The following is a 14,201-nucleotide window of genomic DNA, read 5'->3' as shown; positions in this document are numbered from 1 at the left end:
GCAGCCCATTCGCGGCACAAGGCCGCTCCTACAGGGAAACGCATACCCCTGTAGGAGCGGCCTTGTGCCGCGAATGGGCCGCGAAGCGGCCCCACGGGATTACAACTTGATCCAGGTCGCCTTCAGCTCGGTGTACTTCTCCAGCGCATGCAGCGACTTGTCACGGCCGTTGCCCGACTGCTTGAAGCCACCGAACGGCGCGGTCATGTCGCCGCCGTCGTACTGGTTGACCCAGACGCTGCCAGCGCGCACGGCGCGGGCGGTCTTGTGGGCCTTGGAGATGTCCGAAGTCCAGATGCCAGCGGCCAGGCCATACGGCGTGTCGTTGGCAATGGCGATGGCTTCTTCGGCGGTATCGAAGGCGATCACCGACAGCACCGGGCCGAAGATTTCTTCCTGGGCGATCTTCATGGCGTTGGTCACACCGTCGAAGATGGTCGGCTCGACATAAGTGCCACCGGTTTCTTCCAGGGTGCGCTTGCCGCCGGCCAGCAGCTTGGCGCCGTCCTTGTGGCCAGCCTCGATGTACGACAGCACGGTGTTCATCTGCTGGGTGTCGACCAGGGCACCGACAGTGGTCTGTGGGTCCAGCGGGTTGCCTGGCTTCCAGCCTTTCAGGGCCTCGACCACCATCGGCAGGAACTTGTCCTTGATCGAGCGCTCGACCAGCAGGCGGGAGCCGGCGGTGCACACTTCGCCCTGGTTGAAGGCGATGGCGCTGGCGGCAGCTTCGGCGGCAGCTTGCAGGTCCGGAGCGTCAGCGAAGACGATGTTCGGGCTCTTGCCGCCGGCTTCCAGCCAGATGCGCTTCATGTTCGATTCGCCCGCGTAAACCATCAGCTGCTTGGCGATCTTGGTCGAACCGGTGAATACCAGGGTGTCGACGTCCATGTGCAGGGCCAGGGCCTTGCCCACGGTGTGGCCGTAGCCTGGCAGCACGTTCAGCACGCCAGCCGGGATACCGGCTTCGATGGCCAGCTGGGCGATGCGAATGGCCGTCAGCGGCGACTTTTCGGACGGCTTGAGCACTACCGAGTTACCGGTGGCCAGGGCCGGGCCGAGCTTCCAGCAGGCCATCAGCAGCGGGAAGTTCCACGGTACGATGGCACCGACCACACCCACCGCTTCGCGGGTGACGAGGCCGAGCTGGTCATGCGGGGTCGGGGCGACTTCGTCGTAGACCTTGTCGATGGCTTCGGCAGTCCAGTGGATGGCATTGGCCGCGCCAGGTACGTCGATGCTGGAGGAGTCGCCGATCGGCTTGCCCATGTCCAGGGTTTCCAGCAGCGCCAGCTCTTCGACGTTCTTGCGCAGCAGGTCGGCGAAGCGGATCAGCTTGGCCTTGCGCTTGGCCGGGGCCAGCTGCGACCACACGCCGGAATTGAAGGTGGCACGGGCGTTTTCCACAGCGCGATTGGCATCAGCCAGATCGCAGCTGGCAACCTTGGCCAGGAAGCGTCCGTCGACCGGGCTCAGGCACTCGAAGGTTTCACCGGATGCGGCATCGGTGTATTCGCCGTTGATGAAGGCACGGCCTTCGATCTTCAGTTGCTGGGCACGTTGTTCCCAGTCCGCACGAGTCAGGGTGGTCATACGAAACTCCTCCTCTTGTTTAGATGCAACGCCGCACTGAGGACTCACAGGCGTTGTCAGAATTCTGCCCCAGCGTCGAGGGCATTTTGGCTACCGACACCCTAAACCAGCCGGTGTAAACTATCAATATATTTGACACGAAAGGCTCAAAAGCCTACTCATGTGCATTTTATTAAACAACAACAGGAGCCGACCCATGAGTATCGACAGCATAATCGACTTCGCGCAGGTCATTACCGAGGCCGAACGCTACCGTCCGGCGGCGGAGAAAATCCTCAAGGGCGAGCCAGACCAGGCTGTCTACAACCATTATTCCAGCCCGTGCGGGCAGTTTGCCGCGGGCGTGTGGGAAGGCGAGGTCGGGCAGTGGACGGTGAACTACACGGAGCATGAGTACTGCGAGATCGTCCAGGGCGTCTCGGTGCTGCGTGACCAGGATGGCGGAGCCAAGACCCTGCGTGCCGGTGACCGGTTTGTCATCCCGGCCGGCTTCAAGGGCACCTGGGAGGTGCTGGAGCCTTGCCGCAAGATCTATGTGATGTTCGAGCAGAAATGATCTGAGGCCCGAACAGGCATAAAAAAACCCGCATCCTTTCGGAGGCGGGTTTTTTCAGGTCGCCGATCAATTACTTGATCTTGGCTTCCTTGTACACCACGTGCTTGCGAACAACCGGATCGTATTTCTTGATCTCGATTTTGTCCGGAGTGGTGCGCTTGTTCTTGTCGGTGGTGTAGAAGTGGCCAGTGCCAGCACTCGAAACCAGACGGATCAATTCACGCATGACGTTCTCCTTAGAACTTTTCGCCGCGAGCGCGCAGCTCGGCCAGCACTACGTCGATACCACGCTTGTCAATAACGCGCATGCCTTTGGCAGATACGCGCAGACGCACGAAACGCTTCTCGGATTCAACCCAGAAACGGTGGTGCTGCAGGTTCGGCAGGAAACGACGACGGGTTTTGTTGTTTGCGTGGGAAATGTTGTTCCCGGTTACTGGACCCTTACCAGTAACTTGACAGACTCTCGACATGACTCAGCCCTCTAAAACCACATGCCCAACCCGGCATGGGTTGGCCGCTTAATCTCTCAGTCTTTGGCGCCTGGGCGCCGTGATTCTGGAGGTCTTATCGGCCGCATTCGCTGATGCGACAGGCCGAGCCCCTAGAAAAGAGCGCTGCTTTATACCAGAAAGACTCGGCCGCAACAACATTAGATGAATATTGACACGAGCCCCGACGCGCCGGGCCAGCATAGCGGCAGGCCCCGCCAGCCGTCGACCGCTCGTCGCCAATTTTGTAAAAAAGGGTGTGGTCATTTCCCGACGGGCACACTAGGGTAGGCCTTTTCCAGACTGCACTGGCAGATGGGCCACTGACAGCCAAGGAGCCACTATGCGTGCCGCCGCCCTTTCCTTATTGTTCAACTCCTTGTTCGCCGCAGGCGCCCTGATCGCCGCCAGCGTTGCCCAGGCCGCCCCGCTGAGCGTCTGCAGCGAGGCCAGCCCCGAAGGCTTCGACGTGGTGCAGTACAACTCACTGACCACCACCAACGCCACAGCCGATGTGCTGATGAACCGCCTGGTGGAGTTCGACGCGGCGCAAGGCAAGGTGGTGCCGAGCCTGGCGGCCAGCTGGACGGTATCGGCCGACGGCCTGATCTACGACTTCACCCTGCGCGATGATGTGAACTTCCACACCACCGCCTACTTCAAGCCAAGCCGCCCACTGAACGCCGACGATGTACTGTTCAGCTTCCAGCGCATGCTCTACCCCGCCCATGCCTGGCACAAGACCGCGCCGGGCGGCTACCCGCATGCCCAGTCGCTGCAACTAGGCAGCCTGATCAAGGCGATCGAGGCACCCGCGCCAAACACCGTGCGCTTCACCCTCAACCACCCGGACGCCACGTTCCTGGCCACGTTGAGCATGGGCTTCGCATCGATCTACTCCGCCGAGTACGCGGACAAACTTCTCAAGGCCGGCACGCCGGAGAAGCTCAACAGCCAGCCGATCGGCACCGGGCCGTTCATCTTCCAGCGCTTCCAGAAGGACGCCGTAGTACGCTATCGCGCCAACCCTGACTACTTCGCCGGCAAGCCGGCGGTCGACCCGCTGATCTTCGCCATCACCACCGATGCCAACGTGCGCCTGCAGAAGCTCAAGCGCGGCGAGTGCCAGGTCGCGTTGTCGCCCAAGCCGCTGGACATTGCCGAAGCTGGCAAGGACGGCAACCTCAAGGTGGCCACCACCCCGGCGTTCATGACCGCCTTCGTCGCCATCAACAGCCAGCACCCGCCGCTGGACAAGCCGGAGGTGCGCCAGGCCATCAACCTGGCCTTCGACAAGCAGGCCTACCTCAAGGCCGTGTTCGAAGACTCCGCGGTGGCCGCCAACGGCCCCTACCCGCCCAATACCTGGAGCTACGCCAAGGACCTGCCCGGCTACCCGCTGGACCTGAAGAAAGCCAAGGCCCTGCTGACCAAGGCCGGCCTGGCCGAAGGCTTCAGCACCACGATCTGGACCCGTCCGTCGGGCAGCCTGCTCAATCCCAACCCCAGCCTCGGTGCGCAGATGCTGCAGGCCGACCTGGCCAAGATCGGCATCAAGGCCGAGATCCGCGTGATCGAGTGGGGCGAGCTGATCCGTCGCGCCAAGGCGGGCGAACATGACCTGCTGTTCATGGGCTGGGCGGGCGACAACGGCGACCCGGACAACTTCCTCAGCCCGCAGTTTTCCTGCGCCGCGGTGAAGTCGGGGACCAACTTCGCACGCTTCTGCGACAGCCGCCTGGACCAGTTGATCAGCGCCGGGCGCACCACCAACGACCAGAGTGTGCGCAGCCGGCTTTACCAGCAGGCACAGACGCTGATCCAGCAACAGGCGCTGTGGGTGCCGCTGGCGCACCCGACAGCGGCGACGCTGCTGCGCCTGGGGGTCGAGGGGTACCAGGTGAGCCCGTTCGGGCGGTTGGATTTCAGCAAGGTATCAGTGAACAAATAAGCCTGCACCTGCCTCTTCGCGGGCTTGCCCGCTCCCACAGGGACCGCGCCAACTTTCAACATGGCACTATTCCTGTAGGAGCGGGTTTACCCGCGAAAAGGCAGGGACAGACAGCACAAGTGCCTAAGCCACAATCCACCCATGCTCGACCATCGACAGCGGTTCCCCGTCGCCGATGATGATGTGATCCAGCACCCGCACATCGATCAACGCCAGCCCCCGCTTCAACGACAGGGTCAAATGCACATCATCCTGGCTCGGCTCGTTGTTGCCTGAAGGATGGTTGTGGCACAGGATCAACGCCGCCGCGTTGTGCAGCAGTGCCCGCCGCACTACCTCCCGCGGGTAGACACTCGCCCGGTCTATCGTGCCCCTGAACAGGATCTCGAACGCCAACGGCCGGTGCTTGGTATCCAGAAACAGGCAACCGAATACTTCACTGATCTCATGGCGCAGCATGGCCTTGAGATAACGCCGCACCGCCGTTGGGCTTTCGAGAGCCGCTGCGCGCTCGATGTCCTCATCCAGATAACGCCGGCCAATTTCCAAAAGCGCCTGCAACTGTGCGTATTTCACAGCGCCAATGCCCGGCTCGCGAAGCACTGCTGCGCGATCGGCCTCGAGAAACTGCCTGAGCCCACCAAAACGCCCCAGCAGCCCCCGCGCAAGGTCCAGCACATTCCGCCCGGCAACCCCCGACCCCAACAGCACGGCGAGCAGTTCGGCATCCGACAGCGCTGCCGCCCCACGCTGCAGCAACTTCTCCCTCGGCCGCTCTTCAGCCGGCCACTCCCTGATATTCATCCCGCTCCTCTGCCCTTGCTGCGGCCCATTTCGGCCCTGTGTTAATCTATTTCGACTCGTACATGCGACGTTCTGCCGCAGGCATTTTCAAACGTCGTCGCCCGCTCTCACTGGAAAAAGGCAAGCCTATGCAGCGGCTGTATCGCAAGCGCATCGTTCTCGGCGTGGGTGGCGGCATTGCCGCCTACAAAAGCGCCGAACTGATTCGCCGACTCCTGGAGCACGGCGCGCAGGTGCGCGTCGTCATGACCCGTGGTGGTGCAGAGTTCATCACCCCGCTAACCCTGCAAGCGCTGTCAGGCCACCCGGTGCACATGGACCTGCTCGACCCTGCCGCCGAAGCGGCCATGGGCCACATCGAACTGGCCAAGTGGGCTGACCTGGTGCTGATCGCCCCGGCCACCGCCGACCTCATGGCGCGCATGGCCCAAGGCATGGCCGACGACCTGCTGACCACCTTGGTACTGGCTACCGATGCCACTGTCGCCGTGGCCCCGGCCATGAACCAGGCCATGTGGCGCGACCCGGCCACCCAGGCCAACCTCGAACTGCTCAAGAGCCGGGGCATCCAGGTGTTCGGCCCAGCGTCCGGCAGCCAGGCCTGTGGCGACGTCGGCCTGGGCCGCATGCTCGAAGCCACCGACCTGGCCTGGTGTGCCGCGGAAAGCTTCAAGCGCCAGGCCCTGACCGGCAAGCACGTGCTGATCACTGCCGGCCCGACCCAGGAAAACATCGACCCGGTGCGCTACATCACCAATCATAGCTCCGGCAAGATGGGCTTCGCCTTGGCTGAAGCGGCCGCCGAAGCCGGGGCTCGGGTCACCCTCGTCACTGGCCCGGTGCACCTGCCGACCCCCGACCGGGTCAGCCGTATCGACGTGGTCAGCGCGCGGGACATGCTCGCGGCCTGTGAAGCGGCCATGCCGTGCGACCTGTTCATCGCCTCTGCGGCGGTTGCGGACTACCGCCCGGAAGTCGTTGCCACGCAAAAACTGAAGAAAGATCCTACGACCGGCGACGGCATGCTGCTGCAGATGGTGCGCAATCCCGATATCCTTGCCACCATCGCTGGCCGCGCCGACCGCCCGTTCAGCGTCGGTTTCGCCGCCGAGACCGAGCACTTGCTCGATTACGCCACGCGCAAGCTCAAGGACAAGAACCTCGACCTGATCGTCGCCAATGATGTGGCCAACCCCAGCATCGGCTTCAACAGCGAGGAAAACGCCTTGACCGTGATCGACCGCCAGCAGCACCAGACCCTCTTCGCGCAGACCAGCAAGGGCAAGATTGCCCGGCAACTGGTCGCCTTCATCGCCGAACGACTCAATCAGGTTCAATAAGTTACATGCACGCTCTTCAAGCCAAGATCCTCGACCCACGCCTGGGCACCGAATTCCCCCTGCCGCAGTATGCCACCCCCGGCTCCGCCGGCCTGGACCTGCGCGCCCTGCTCAAGGAAGACACCATCCTCGAGCCAGGCCAGACCCTGCTGATCCCCACCGGCCTGTCGATCTACATCGGCGACCCTGGCCTGGCGGCGGTGATCTTGCCGCGCTCGGGCCTGGGCCATAAGCACGGCATCGTGCTGGGCAACCTGGTCGGGCTGATCGACTCGGACTACCAGGGCGAGTTGATGGTGTCGTGCTGGAACCGCGGCAACACACCGTTCACCATCGCCGTTGGCGAGCGCATTGCCCAGCTGGTGCTGGTACCGGTGGTACAGGCCCATTTCGACATCGTCGAAGCGTTCGATGAAAGCCAGCGCGGCGCTGGCGGCTTCGGCCATTCCGGCAGCCACTGAGCCGAGAAATGACCGTTCAGGCCAAGGATGGCGAACTCTCTGGCGAAACCACCGTCCAAGCGTTCAGTTTGCGCCTGCCCAGAAAGCCTTTGACTAATGGAGCTTCCAGAGATGAACGACATGGCCCACCTGGTCCCCGCCGCACTGCCAGACAGCATTTTCCGCGCGTATGACATTCGCGGCGTGGTCGGCAAAACCCTTCACGCCGAAACCGCCTACTGGATCGGCCGCGCCATCGGCGCGCAGAGCCTGGCCCAGGGCGAACCGCAGGTTTCGGTCGGCCGCGATGGCCGCCTGTCCGGCCCGATGCTGGTCGAACAGCTGATCAAGGGCTTGGTCGATGCCGGCTGCCAGGTCAGCGACGTCGGTCTGGTGCCCACCCCCGCCCTGTATTACGCAGCCAACGTGCTGGCCGGCAAGTCCGGTGTAATGCTGACCGGCAGCCACAACCCGTCGGACTACAACGGTTTCAAGATCGTCATCGCCGGCGATACCCTGGCCAACGAACAGATCCAGGCCCTGCTGACGCGATTGAAAACCAACGACCTGACCCTCGCCGAAGGCCGCGTGGAAAAGGTCGAGATCCTTGACCGCTACTTCCAGCAGATCGTCGAGGACGTGAAGCTGGCCAAGAAGCTCAAGGTGGTCGTGGACTGCGGCAACGGTGCCGCCGGCGTGGTCGCGCCGCAACTGATCGAAGCCCTGGGCTGCGAAGTGATCCCGCTGTTCTGCGAAGTCGACGGCAACTTCCCCAACCACCACCCGGACCCGGGCAAGCCGGAAAACCTCGAAGACCTGATCGCCAAGGTCAAGGAAACCGGTGCCGACATCGGCCTGGCCTTCGACGGTGACGGCGACCGCGTCGGCGTGGTGACCAACACCGGCAGCATCGTCTACCCCGATCGCCTGCTGATGCTGTTTGCCCAGGACGTACTTTCGCGCAACCCGGGTGCCGAGATCATTTTCGACGTGAAATGCACCCGTCGCCTGACCCCGCTGATCGAGCAGCACGGCGGCCGCGCACTGATGTGGAAGACCGGCCACTCGCTGATCAAGAAGAAAATGAAGCAGACCGGCTCGCTGCTGGCCGGCGAGATGAGCGGTCACATCTTCATCAAGGAACGCTGGTACGGTTTCGACGACGGCATCTACAGCGCCGCGCGCCTGCTGGAGATCCTCAGCAAGGCCGGGAAGAGTGCCGAAAACCTGTTCGCTGCGTTCCCGAACGATATTTCCACGCCGGAAATCAATATTGATGTGACCGACGAGGGTAAATTCAGCATCATTGATGCACTGCAACGCGACGCCGACTGGGGCGAAGCCAACCTGACCACCATCGACGGTGTGCGGGTGGACTACGCCCACGGCTGGGGCCTGGTTCGCGCCTCCAACACCACCCCGGTGCTGGTGCTGCGCTTCGAGGCTGACAGCGACGCCGAATTGCAACGTATCAAGGATGTTTTCCGTACCCAGTTGCTGCGGGTTGAGCCTGAGCTGCAACTGCCGTTCTGACCGACTATCTGTTCCTTACAGGAGCCCTGCATGACCCTCGATCGCGATGCCGCTTCCCATGTAGCCGAGGTTTTGTCCGAAGCACTGCCTTACATCCGCCGCTTTGTCGGCAAGACCCTGGTGATCAAGTACGGCGGCAACGCGATGGAGAGCGAGGAGCTCAAGACCGGCTTCGCCCGTGACATCGTGCTGATGAAGGCTGTGGGCATCAACCCGGTGGTGGTCCACGGTGGTGGCCCGCAGATCGGCGACCTGCTCAAGCGCCTGTCGATCGAAAGCCACTTCATCGACGGCATGCGCGTCACCGACTCGGCGACCATGGACGTGGTGGAGATGGTGCTGGGTGGCCAGGTCAACAAGGACATCGTCAACCTGATCAACCGCCACGGCGGCAGCGCCATCGGCCTGACCGGCAAGGACGCGGAGCTGATCCGCGCCCGCAAGCTGACCGTCAGCCGCCAGACGCCCGAGATGACCACCCCGGAAATCATCGACATCGGCCACGTGGGCGAAGTGGTGAGTGTGAACACCGACCTGCTGAACATGCTGGTGAAGGGCGACTTCATCCCGGTGATCGCGCCGATCGGCGTGGGTGCCAACGGTGAGTCGTACAACATCAACGCCGACCTGGTGGCGGGCAAGGTAGCCGAGGCGCTGAAGGCCGAGAAGCTGATGCTGCTGACCAACATTGCCGGCCTGATGGACAAGCAGGGCGAGGTACTGACCGGCCTGACCACCGAGCAGGTCAATGAACTGATCGCCGACGGCACCATCTACGGCGGCATGCTGCCGAAGATCAAGTGCGCGCTGGATGCCGTGCAGGGCGGTGTGAATAGCTCCCACATCATCGACGGCCGCGTGCCGAATGCGGTGCTGCTGGAGATCTTCACCGACAGCGGCGTGGGTACCCTGATTACCAACCGCAAGCAGCGCTGATTGGTTGGTTAACCTGCACTGGCCCTATCGCCGGTGCAGCAGATACAAAAAAGGCGACCTTCACAAGAAGGTCGCCTTTTTCATTTACAGGCCCGGATCAGATCCCGTACTGCGCCCGGTAAGCCTCGACCGCCGGCAGATGCTGCTTCAGCTGCGGGTCATCGGCCAGGAACTCCAGCACCTGGGTCAGCGAAACGATGCTGACCACCGGAATACCGAAGTCGCGTTCCACTTCCTGGATCGCCGACAGCTCGCCATTGCCACGCTCCTCGCGGTTCAGCGCGATCAGCACGCCAGCGGCCTTGGCCTGCTGGGCATTGATGATCTGCATGACCTCACGAATGGCGGTACCGGCGGTGATCACGTCGTCGATGATCAGTACGTCACCGGCCAGCGGTGCACCGACCAGGCTGCCACCTTCACCGTGGTCCTTGGCTTCCTTGCGGTTGAAGCACCATGGCACATCGAGCTGATGCTGATCGGCAAGGGCCACGGCAGTTGTCGCTGCAAGCGGGATACCCTTGTAGGCCGGGCCGAACAGCACATCGAACGGGATCTTGCTGTCGACGATGGCTGCGGCATAGCAACGGCCCAGTTCGGCCAGGGCGGAGCCGGTGTTGAACAGGCCGGCATTGAAGAAATACGGGCTGGTACGCCCCGATTTCAGGGTGAATTCACCGAAACGCAGTACCCCGCGATCGATGGCAAAACGGATGAAGTCGCGCTGATACGGCTGCATGGATAGTCCCGGACACCACGGATTTAGCTAAATGGGTTGAGCTCGGGTATCATACACGCACGAGATTTTTGGGGCCATTTATGCGGATCATCAGTGTGAACGTAAATGGCATTCAGGCTGCGGCCGAGCGTGGTTTGCTCAGCTGGCTGCAAGCCCAGAATGCCGACGTCATCTGCCTTCAGGATACCCGCGCCTCGGCCTTTGAACTCGATGACCCAGCTTTCCAGCTCGATGGCTATTTCCTTTATGCCTGCGACGCGGAGGTGCCTGCCCAAGGTGGTGTGGCCCTGTATTCGCGCATGCAGCCCAAGGCAGTCATCACCGGCCTGGGCTTCGAGACAGCCGACCGCTACGGGCGTTACCTGCAAGCAGATTTCGACAAAGTCAGTATTGCCAGCCTGCTGCTGCCTTCGGGTATGAACGGCGACGAAGACTTGAACCAGAAGTTCAAGTTGATGGACGACTTCGCCAAGTACCTGGACAAACAGCGTCGCAAGCGTCGCGAATACATCTACTGCGGCTCGTTCTACGTGGCGCAGCAGAAGCTCGATATCAAGAACTGGCGTGACAGCCAGCAGTCGCCGGGTTTCCTGGCGCCGGAGCGTGCCTGGATGGATGCGATCACCGGCGAGATGGGTTACGTCGACGCCCTGCGCGAAGTCAGCCGTGAAGGCGACCAGTACAGCTGGTGGCCGGACAACGAGCAGGCCGAGATGCTCAACCTGGGCTACCGGTTCGACTACCAGATCCTCACCCCGGGCCTGCGCCGCTTCGTGCGCAATGCCCGCCTGCCGCGTCAGCCGCGCTTCTCCCAGCATGCGCCGCTGATCGTCGACTATGACTGGACGTTGACCATCTGAAGGCATGGGGCCGCTTTGCGGCCCTATCGCGACACAAGGCCGCTCCTACAGGGGAATGCACATCCCTTGTAGGAGCGGCCTTGTGTCGCGATAGGGCTGCAAAGCAGCCCCAGCTTTATTTGATCGGCCGCCAGATCATCGGGTAGCGATACGGCTTGCCCTCATTCGCCCGCACTGCCGCAATGATGATCAGGATCATCACCGCGACCATCAGCATGGCGAACAGCACCAGCCCGATGAAAACGAACATCAGCAGGAAGCAGATGAACCCGGCAATGGTTACGCTGATCTGAAAATTCAGCGCCTCTTTGCCTTGGGCGTCGATGAAAGGGTCTTGCTCGCGCTTGAGGTGCCAAAGCACCAGCGGGCCCAGCAAGTGCCCGAGCGGCACCACCAGGCCCAGCAGCGCGGAGAGGTGGCAGAACATCGCCCATTGCCGGATTTCGGCATTGGGCGGGGTGATCGACAGGTTCGATTCGCTCATGCCCCGCACCTCCCTGGCTGGGTTCAGTCGGCCAGTGCCGCCTGCTGCAGTTCGAAGATCTCGCTCATGCCCTTCTGCGCCAGGGCGAGCATGGCGTTGAAGTCTTCAGGCTGGAACGGTGCGCCTTCGGCAGTACCCTGCACTTCGATGAAACCACCGGCGCTGGTCATGACCACGTTCAGGTCGGTTTCGGCGGCGGAGTCTTCCAGGTAGTCCAGGTCGAGCACCGCTTCGCCCTGATACATGCCCACCGACACTGCGGCGATCATGTGCTTGAGCGGGTTGCCGGCTTTCAGGCCACCGCGCTTCTTGATCACCGCCAGGGCATCGCACAGAGCGACCATGGCACCGGTGATGGACGCGGTACGGGTGCCACCATCGGCCTGGATCACGTCGCAGTCGACGTACAGGGTGATATCACCGAGCTTGCTCATGTCCAGCGCGGCGCGCAGCGAACGGCCGATCAGACGCTGGATTTCCAGGGTGCGGCCACCCTGCTTGCCACGGCTGGCTTCACGCTGGTTACGCTCGCCGGTGGAACGCGGCAGCATGCCGTACTCGGCAGTCAGCCAGCCTTGGCCCTGGCCTTTGAGGAAGCGCGGCACACCGTTTTCCACGCTGACCGTGCAGATGACCTTGGTGTCACCGAACTCGACCAGTACCGACCCTTCGGCGTGCTTGGTGTAGTTGCGGGTAATGCGGATCGAGCGGAGCTGATCGGCGGCGCGACCACTTGGACGTTTCATCTGGGATACCTGTACTGGGACTTTGAATCTGCCGAGCATTATAGAGCCCACGGCCCGGGGAAGACATGCCTATTGTCGCGCCCGACACAGCCCGTCGCCTTTTCCTGCCGGCCAGGCCACCCGTCGGTAACATGGGTGGATTGGGCGCCAAGGCCCCACTGCGCTACAATCCTGCGCCTTGCAGCCGAGAGGCTCCCACCGTTCATTCATATACGCGAGGTACTCCCCATGGTGCACAGCATGACCGCTTTTGCTCGTGTCGAGCGCGCCGGCAGCCAAGGTACCCTGGTCTGGGAGCTGCGTTCGGTCAACCACCGTTACCTGGAGCCGCACCTGCGCCTGCCCGAGGCCCTGCGCGACCTCGAAGGCGCCGTGCGTGAAGGGCTGCGCCAAGGCCTGTCGCGGGGCAAGGTAGAATGCACCTTGCGCCTCAACGAAGACAGCAACGGCAAACCGCTGAAGGTGGACCGCGAGCGCGCCGCGCAGCTGGTTGCCGCCGCCGAGGAAGTGGCCGGCCTGATCAAGCAGCCGGCACCACTGAACCCGCTGGAGGTGCTGTCCTGGCCAGGCGTGTTGGTGGCCGACGCCAACGATCCGCAGGCATTGAATACCGAAGCCATGGCGTTGTTCGATGAGGCGCTGGCCGAGCTCAAGGCCGGGCGTCAGCGTGAAGGCCTGGAACTGGCCCGGCTGATCAACGAACGCCTGGACAACATGGCCAGCGAAGTCACCACCCTGCGCGCCCTGGTGCCGCAGATGCTGGCAGCACAGCGGCAGAAGATCCTCGACCGCTTCGGCGATATGCAGGCCGAACTCGACCCGCAACGTCTGGAGCAGGAGATGGTGCTACTGGCCCAGAAGAGCGACGTGGCCGAGGAGCTCGACCGCCTCAGCACCCACGTCACCGAAGTGCGCCGCGTGCTCAAGGGTGGCGGTGCTGCCGGGCGGCGCCTCGACTTCCTGATGCAGGAACTCAACCGCGAGGCCAACACCCTCGGCTCCAAAGCCTTTGACCCACGCAGCACGCAAGCGGCGGTCAACCTGAAGGTATTGATCGAACAGATGCGTGAACAAGTACAGAACATCGAGTAAGGCCACCCCGACCATGAAGCACAGCAGCGGCACTCTCTACATCGTTTCGGCCCCTTCGGGCGCCGGCAAGACCAGCCTGGTCACTGCCCTGACCCAGGACGACTCGCAAATCCGCGTCTCGGTCTCGCACACCACCCGCGCCATGCGCCCGGGCGAGCAGCACGGGGTGAACTACCACTTCGTCGTCCACGAGGAATTCAAGGCTCTGATCGACCAAGGCGACTTCCTGGAGCATGCCGAGGTGTTCGGCAACTTCTACGGCACCTCGCGCAGCGCCATGCAGCAGACCCTGAACCAGGGTTACGACCTGATCCTGGAAATCGACTGGCAAGGCGCCCAGCAGGTACGCAAGCTGATGCCGCAGGCTTTGTCGGTGTTCATCCTGCCACCAAGCCAGCAGGCACTGCGCGAGCGCCTGGACGGCCGCGGGCAGGACAGCGAAGAAATCATCGCCGGGCGCATGAAGGAAGCGGTCAGCGAGATGGTGCACTACGACGAGTATGACTACGTGATCATCAACGATGACTTCGACGAGGCGCTGGAAGACTTGAAGGCAGTGTTCCGCTCGAACCGCCTGCTGCTGAACAAGCAGCAACAGCGCAACAGCGGGCTTCTGAAAGAACTGCTCTCCTGAAA

Annotated in this window: 15 protein-coding genes and 1 pseudogene; 9 read left to right on the top strand and 7 right to left on the bottom strand. The window is 62.5% G+C overall.

Annotated elements, in window-relative coordinates; genetic code table 11:
- Positions 1-99: 99 nt before the first annotated feature.
- Positions 100-1,593: an aldehyde dehydrogenase gene (locus WM94_RS01120; RefSeq protein ID WP_039612332.1), complete on the bottom strand. Its 1,494-nt coding sequence runs from the start codon at positions 1,591-1,593 to the stop codon at positions 100-102.
- Positions 1,594-1,789: 196 nt separating this feature from the next.
- Here WM94_RS01120 and WM94_RS01115 point away from each other — a divergent pair, with 196 nt between their 5' ends.
- The gene (locus WM94_RS01115; RefSeq protein WP_003258971.1) at positions 1,790-2,149 is read left to right on the top strand and encodes a cupin domain-containing protein; all 360 of its coding nucleotides are present in this window, start codon (positions 1,790-1,792) and stop codon (positions 2,147-2,149) included.
- Between the two features lie 70 nt (positions 2,150-2,219).
- Here WM94_RS01115 and rpmG read toward each other — a convergent pair whose 3' ends face one another.
- Together rpmG and rpmB are read right to left on the bottom strand one after the other, a co-directional pair.
- Positions 2,220-2,375, bottom strand: coding sequence for a 50S ribosomal protein L33 (rpmG, locus tag WM94_RS01110; RefSeq protein WP_003253507.1), 156 nt, complete (start codon positions 2,373-2,375; stop codon positions 2,220-2,222).
- Positions 2,376-2,385: 10 nt separating this feature from the next.
- The gene (gene rpmB / locus WM94_RS28640) at positions 2,386-2,622 is read right to left on the bottom strand and encodes a 50S ribosomal protein L28 (protein ID WP_003258972.1); all 237 of its coding nucleotides are present in this window, start codon (positions 2,620-2,622) and stop codon (positions 2,386-2,388) included.
- A 361-nt stretch (positions 2,623-2,983) separates the two neighbouring features.
- Here rpmB and WM94_RS01100 point away from each other — a divergent pair, with 361 nt between their 5' ends.
- Positions 2,984-4,591 (top strand): ABC transporter substrate-binding protein, encoded by a 1,608-nt coding sequence (locus tag WM94_RS01100; RefSeq protein ID WP_061550242.1) that lies wholly within the window; start codon positions 2,984-2,986, stop codon positions 4,589-4,591.
- 123 nt (positions 4,592-4,714) lie between these two features.
- Here the strand turns inward: WM94_RS01100 and radC are convergent, their stop codons facing one another.
- Positions 4,715-5,395, bottom strand: a complete 681-nt coding sequence (gene radC / locus WM94_RS01095; protein WP_061550241.1) for a DNA repair protein RadC — start codon at positions 5,393-5,395, stop codon at positions 4,715-4,717.
- A 128-nt stretch (positions 5,396-5,523) separates the two neighbouring features.
- Between radC and coaBC the strand changes: the two genes are divergently transcribed.
- The 4 genes and pseudogenes from coaBC to argB all read left to right on the top strand — a co-directional run bounded on the left by coaBC (position 5,524) and on the right by argB (position 9,644).
- Positions 5,524-6,735, top strand: a complete 1,212-nt coding sequence (gene coaBC / locus WM94_RS01090; protein WP_003253409.1) for a bifunctional phosphopantothenoylcysteine decarboxylase/phosphopantothenate--cysteine ligase CoaBC — start codon at positions 5,524-5,526, stop codon at positions 6,733-6,735.
- Between the two features lie 5 nt (positions 6,736-6,740).
- Positions 6,741-7,196 carry a dUTP diphosphatase gene (dut, locus tag WM94_RS01085; protein WP_061550240.1) on the top strand — a complete coding sequence of 152 codons (456 nt, stop codon included), beginning with the start codon at positions 6,741-6,743 and terminating at the stop codon, positions 7,194-7,196.
- 144 nt (positions 7,197-7,340) lie between these two features.
- Positions 7,341-8,708: pseudogene (locus tag WM94_RS01080) on the top strand (phosphomannomutase/phosphoglucomutase); the annotation flags it as partial.
- 30 nt (positions 8,709-8,738) lie between these two features.
- Positions 8,739-9,644: an acetylglutamate kinase gene (gene argB, locus WM94_RS01075; RefSeq protein WP_003258198.1), complete on the top strand. Its 906-nt coding sequence runs from the start codon at positions 8,739-8,741 to the stop codon at positions 9,642-9,644.
- 97 nt (positions 9,645-9,741) lie between these two features.
- Here the strand turns inward: argB and pyrE are convergent, their stop codons facing one another.
- Positions 9,742-10,383, bottom strand: coding sequence for an orotate phosphoribosyltransferase (pyrE, locus tag WM94_RS01070; protein ID WP_003253405.1), 642 nt, complete (start codon positions 10,381-10,383; stop codon positions 9,742-9,744).
- A gap of 80 nt (positions 10,384-10,463) precedes the next feature.
- Between pyrE and WM94_RS01065 the strand changes: the two genes are divergently transcribed.
- Entirely contained in the window at positions 10,464-11,243 is a 780-nt protein-coding gene (locus WM94_RS01065) for an exodeoxyribonuclease III (RefSeq protein WP_003253401.1), read from the top strand.
- Positions 11,244-11,358: 115 nt separating this feature from the next.
- On the opposite strand, the gene WM94_RS01060 is transcribed toward WM94_RS01065, so the two are convergent.
- Positions 11,359-11,727 carry a DUF4870 domain-containing protein gene (locus WM94_RS01060; protein ID WP_003258195.1) on the bottom strand — a complete coding sequence of 123 codons (369 nt, stop codon included), beginning with the start codon at positions 11,725-11,727 and terminating at the stop codon, positions 11,359-11,361.
- A gap of 23 nt (positions 11,728-11,750) precedes the next feature.
- A complete protein-coding gene (gene rph / locus WM94_RS01055) occupies positions 11,751-12,473 on the bottom strand; it encodes a ribonuclease PH (RefSeq protein ID WP_013974792.1) in 723 nt (240 codons plus the stop codon).
- A gap of 228 nt (positions 12,474-12,701) precedes the next feature.
- On the opposite strand from rph, the gene WM94_RS01050 reads away from it, so the two are divergent.
- Both WM94_RS01050 and gmk read left to right on the top strand, forming a co-directional pair.
- Complete coding sequence (locus WM94_RS01050) at positions 12,702-13,565, top strand: YicC/YloC family endoribonuclease (RefSeq protein WP_015272331.1); 864 nt, start codon at positions 12,702-12,704, stop codon at positions 13,563-13,565.
- 13 nt (positions 13,566-13,578) lie between these two features.
- Positions 13,579-14,199: a guanylate kinase gene (gene gmk / locus WM94_RS01045; RefSeq protein ID WP_024087917.1), complete on the top strand. Its 621-nt coding sequence runs from the start codon at positions 13,579-13,581 to the stop codon at positions 14,197-14,199.
- Positions 14,200-14,201: the final 2 nt, after the last annotated feature.

It is taken from the genome of Pseudomonas sp. ABFPK, from assembly GCF_001586765.1.
GTDB classification, from domain to species: domain Bacteria; phylum Pseudomonadota; class Gammaproteobacteria; order Pseudomonadales; family Pseudomonadaceae; genus Aquipseudomonas; species Aquipseudomonas asiatica.
This window is presented reverse-complemented; position numbering and strand designations above follow the sequence as displayed.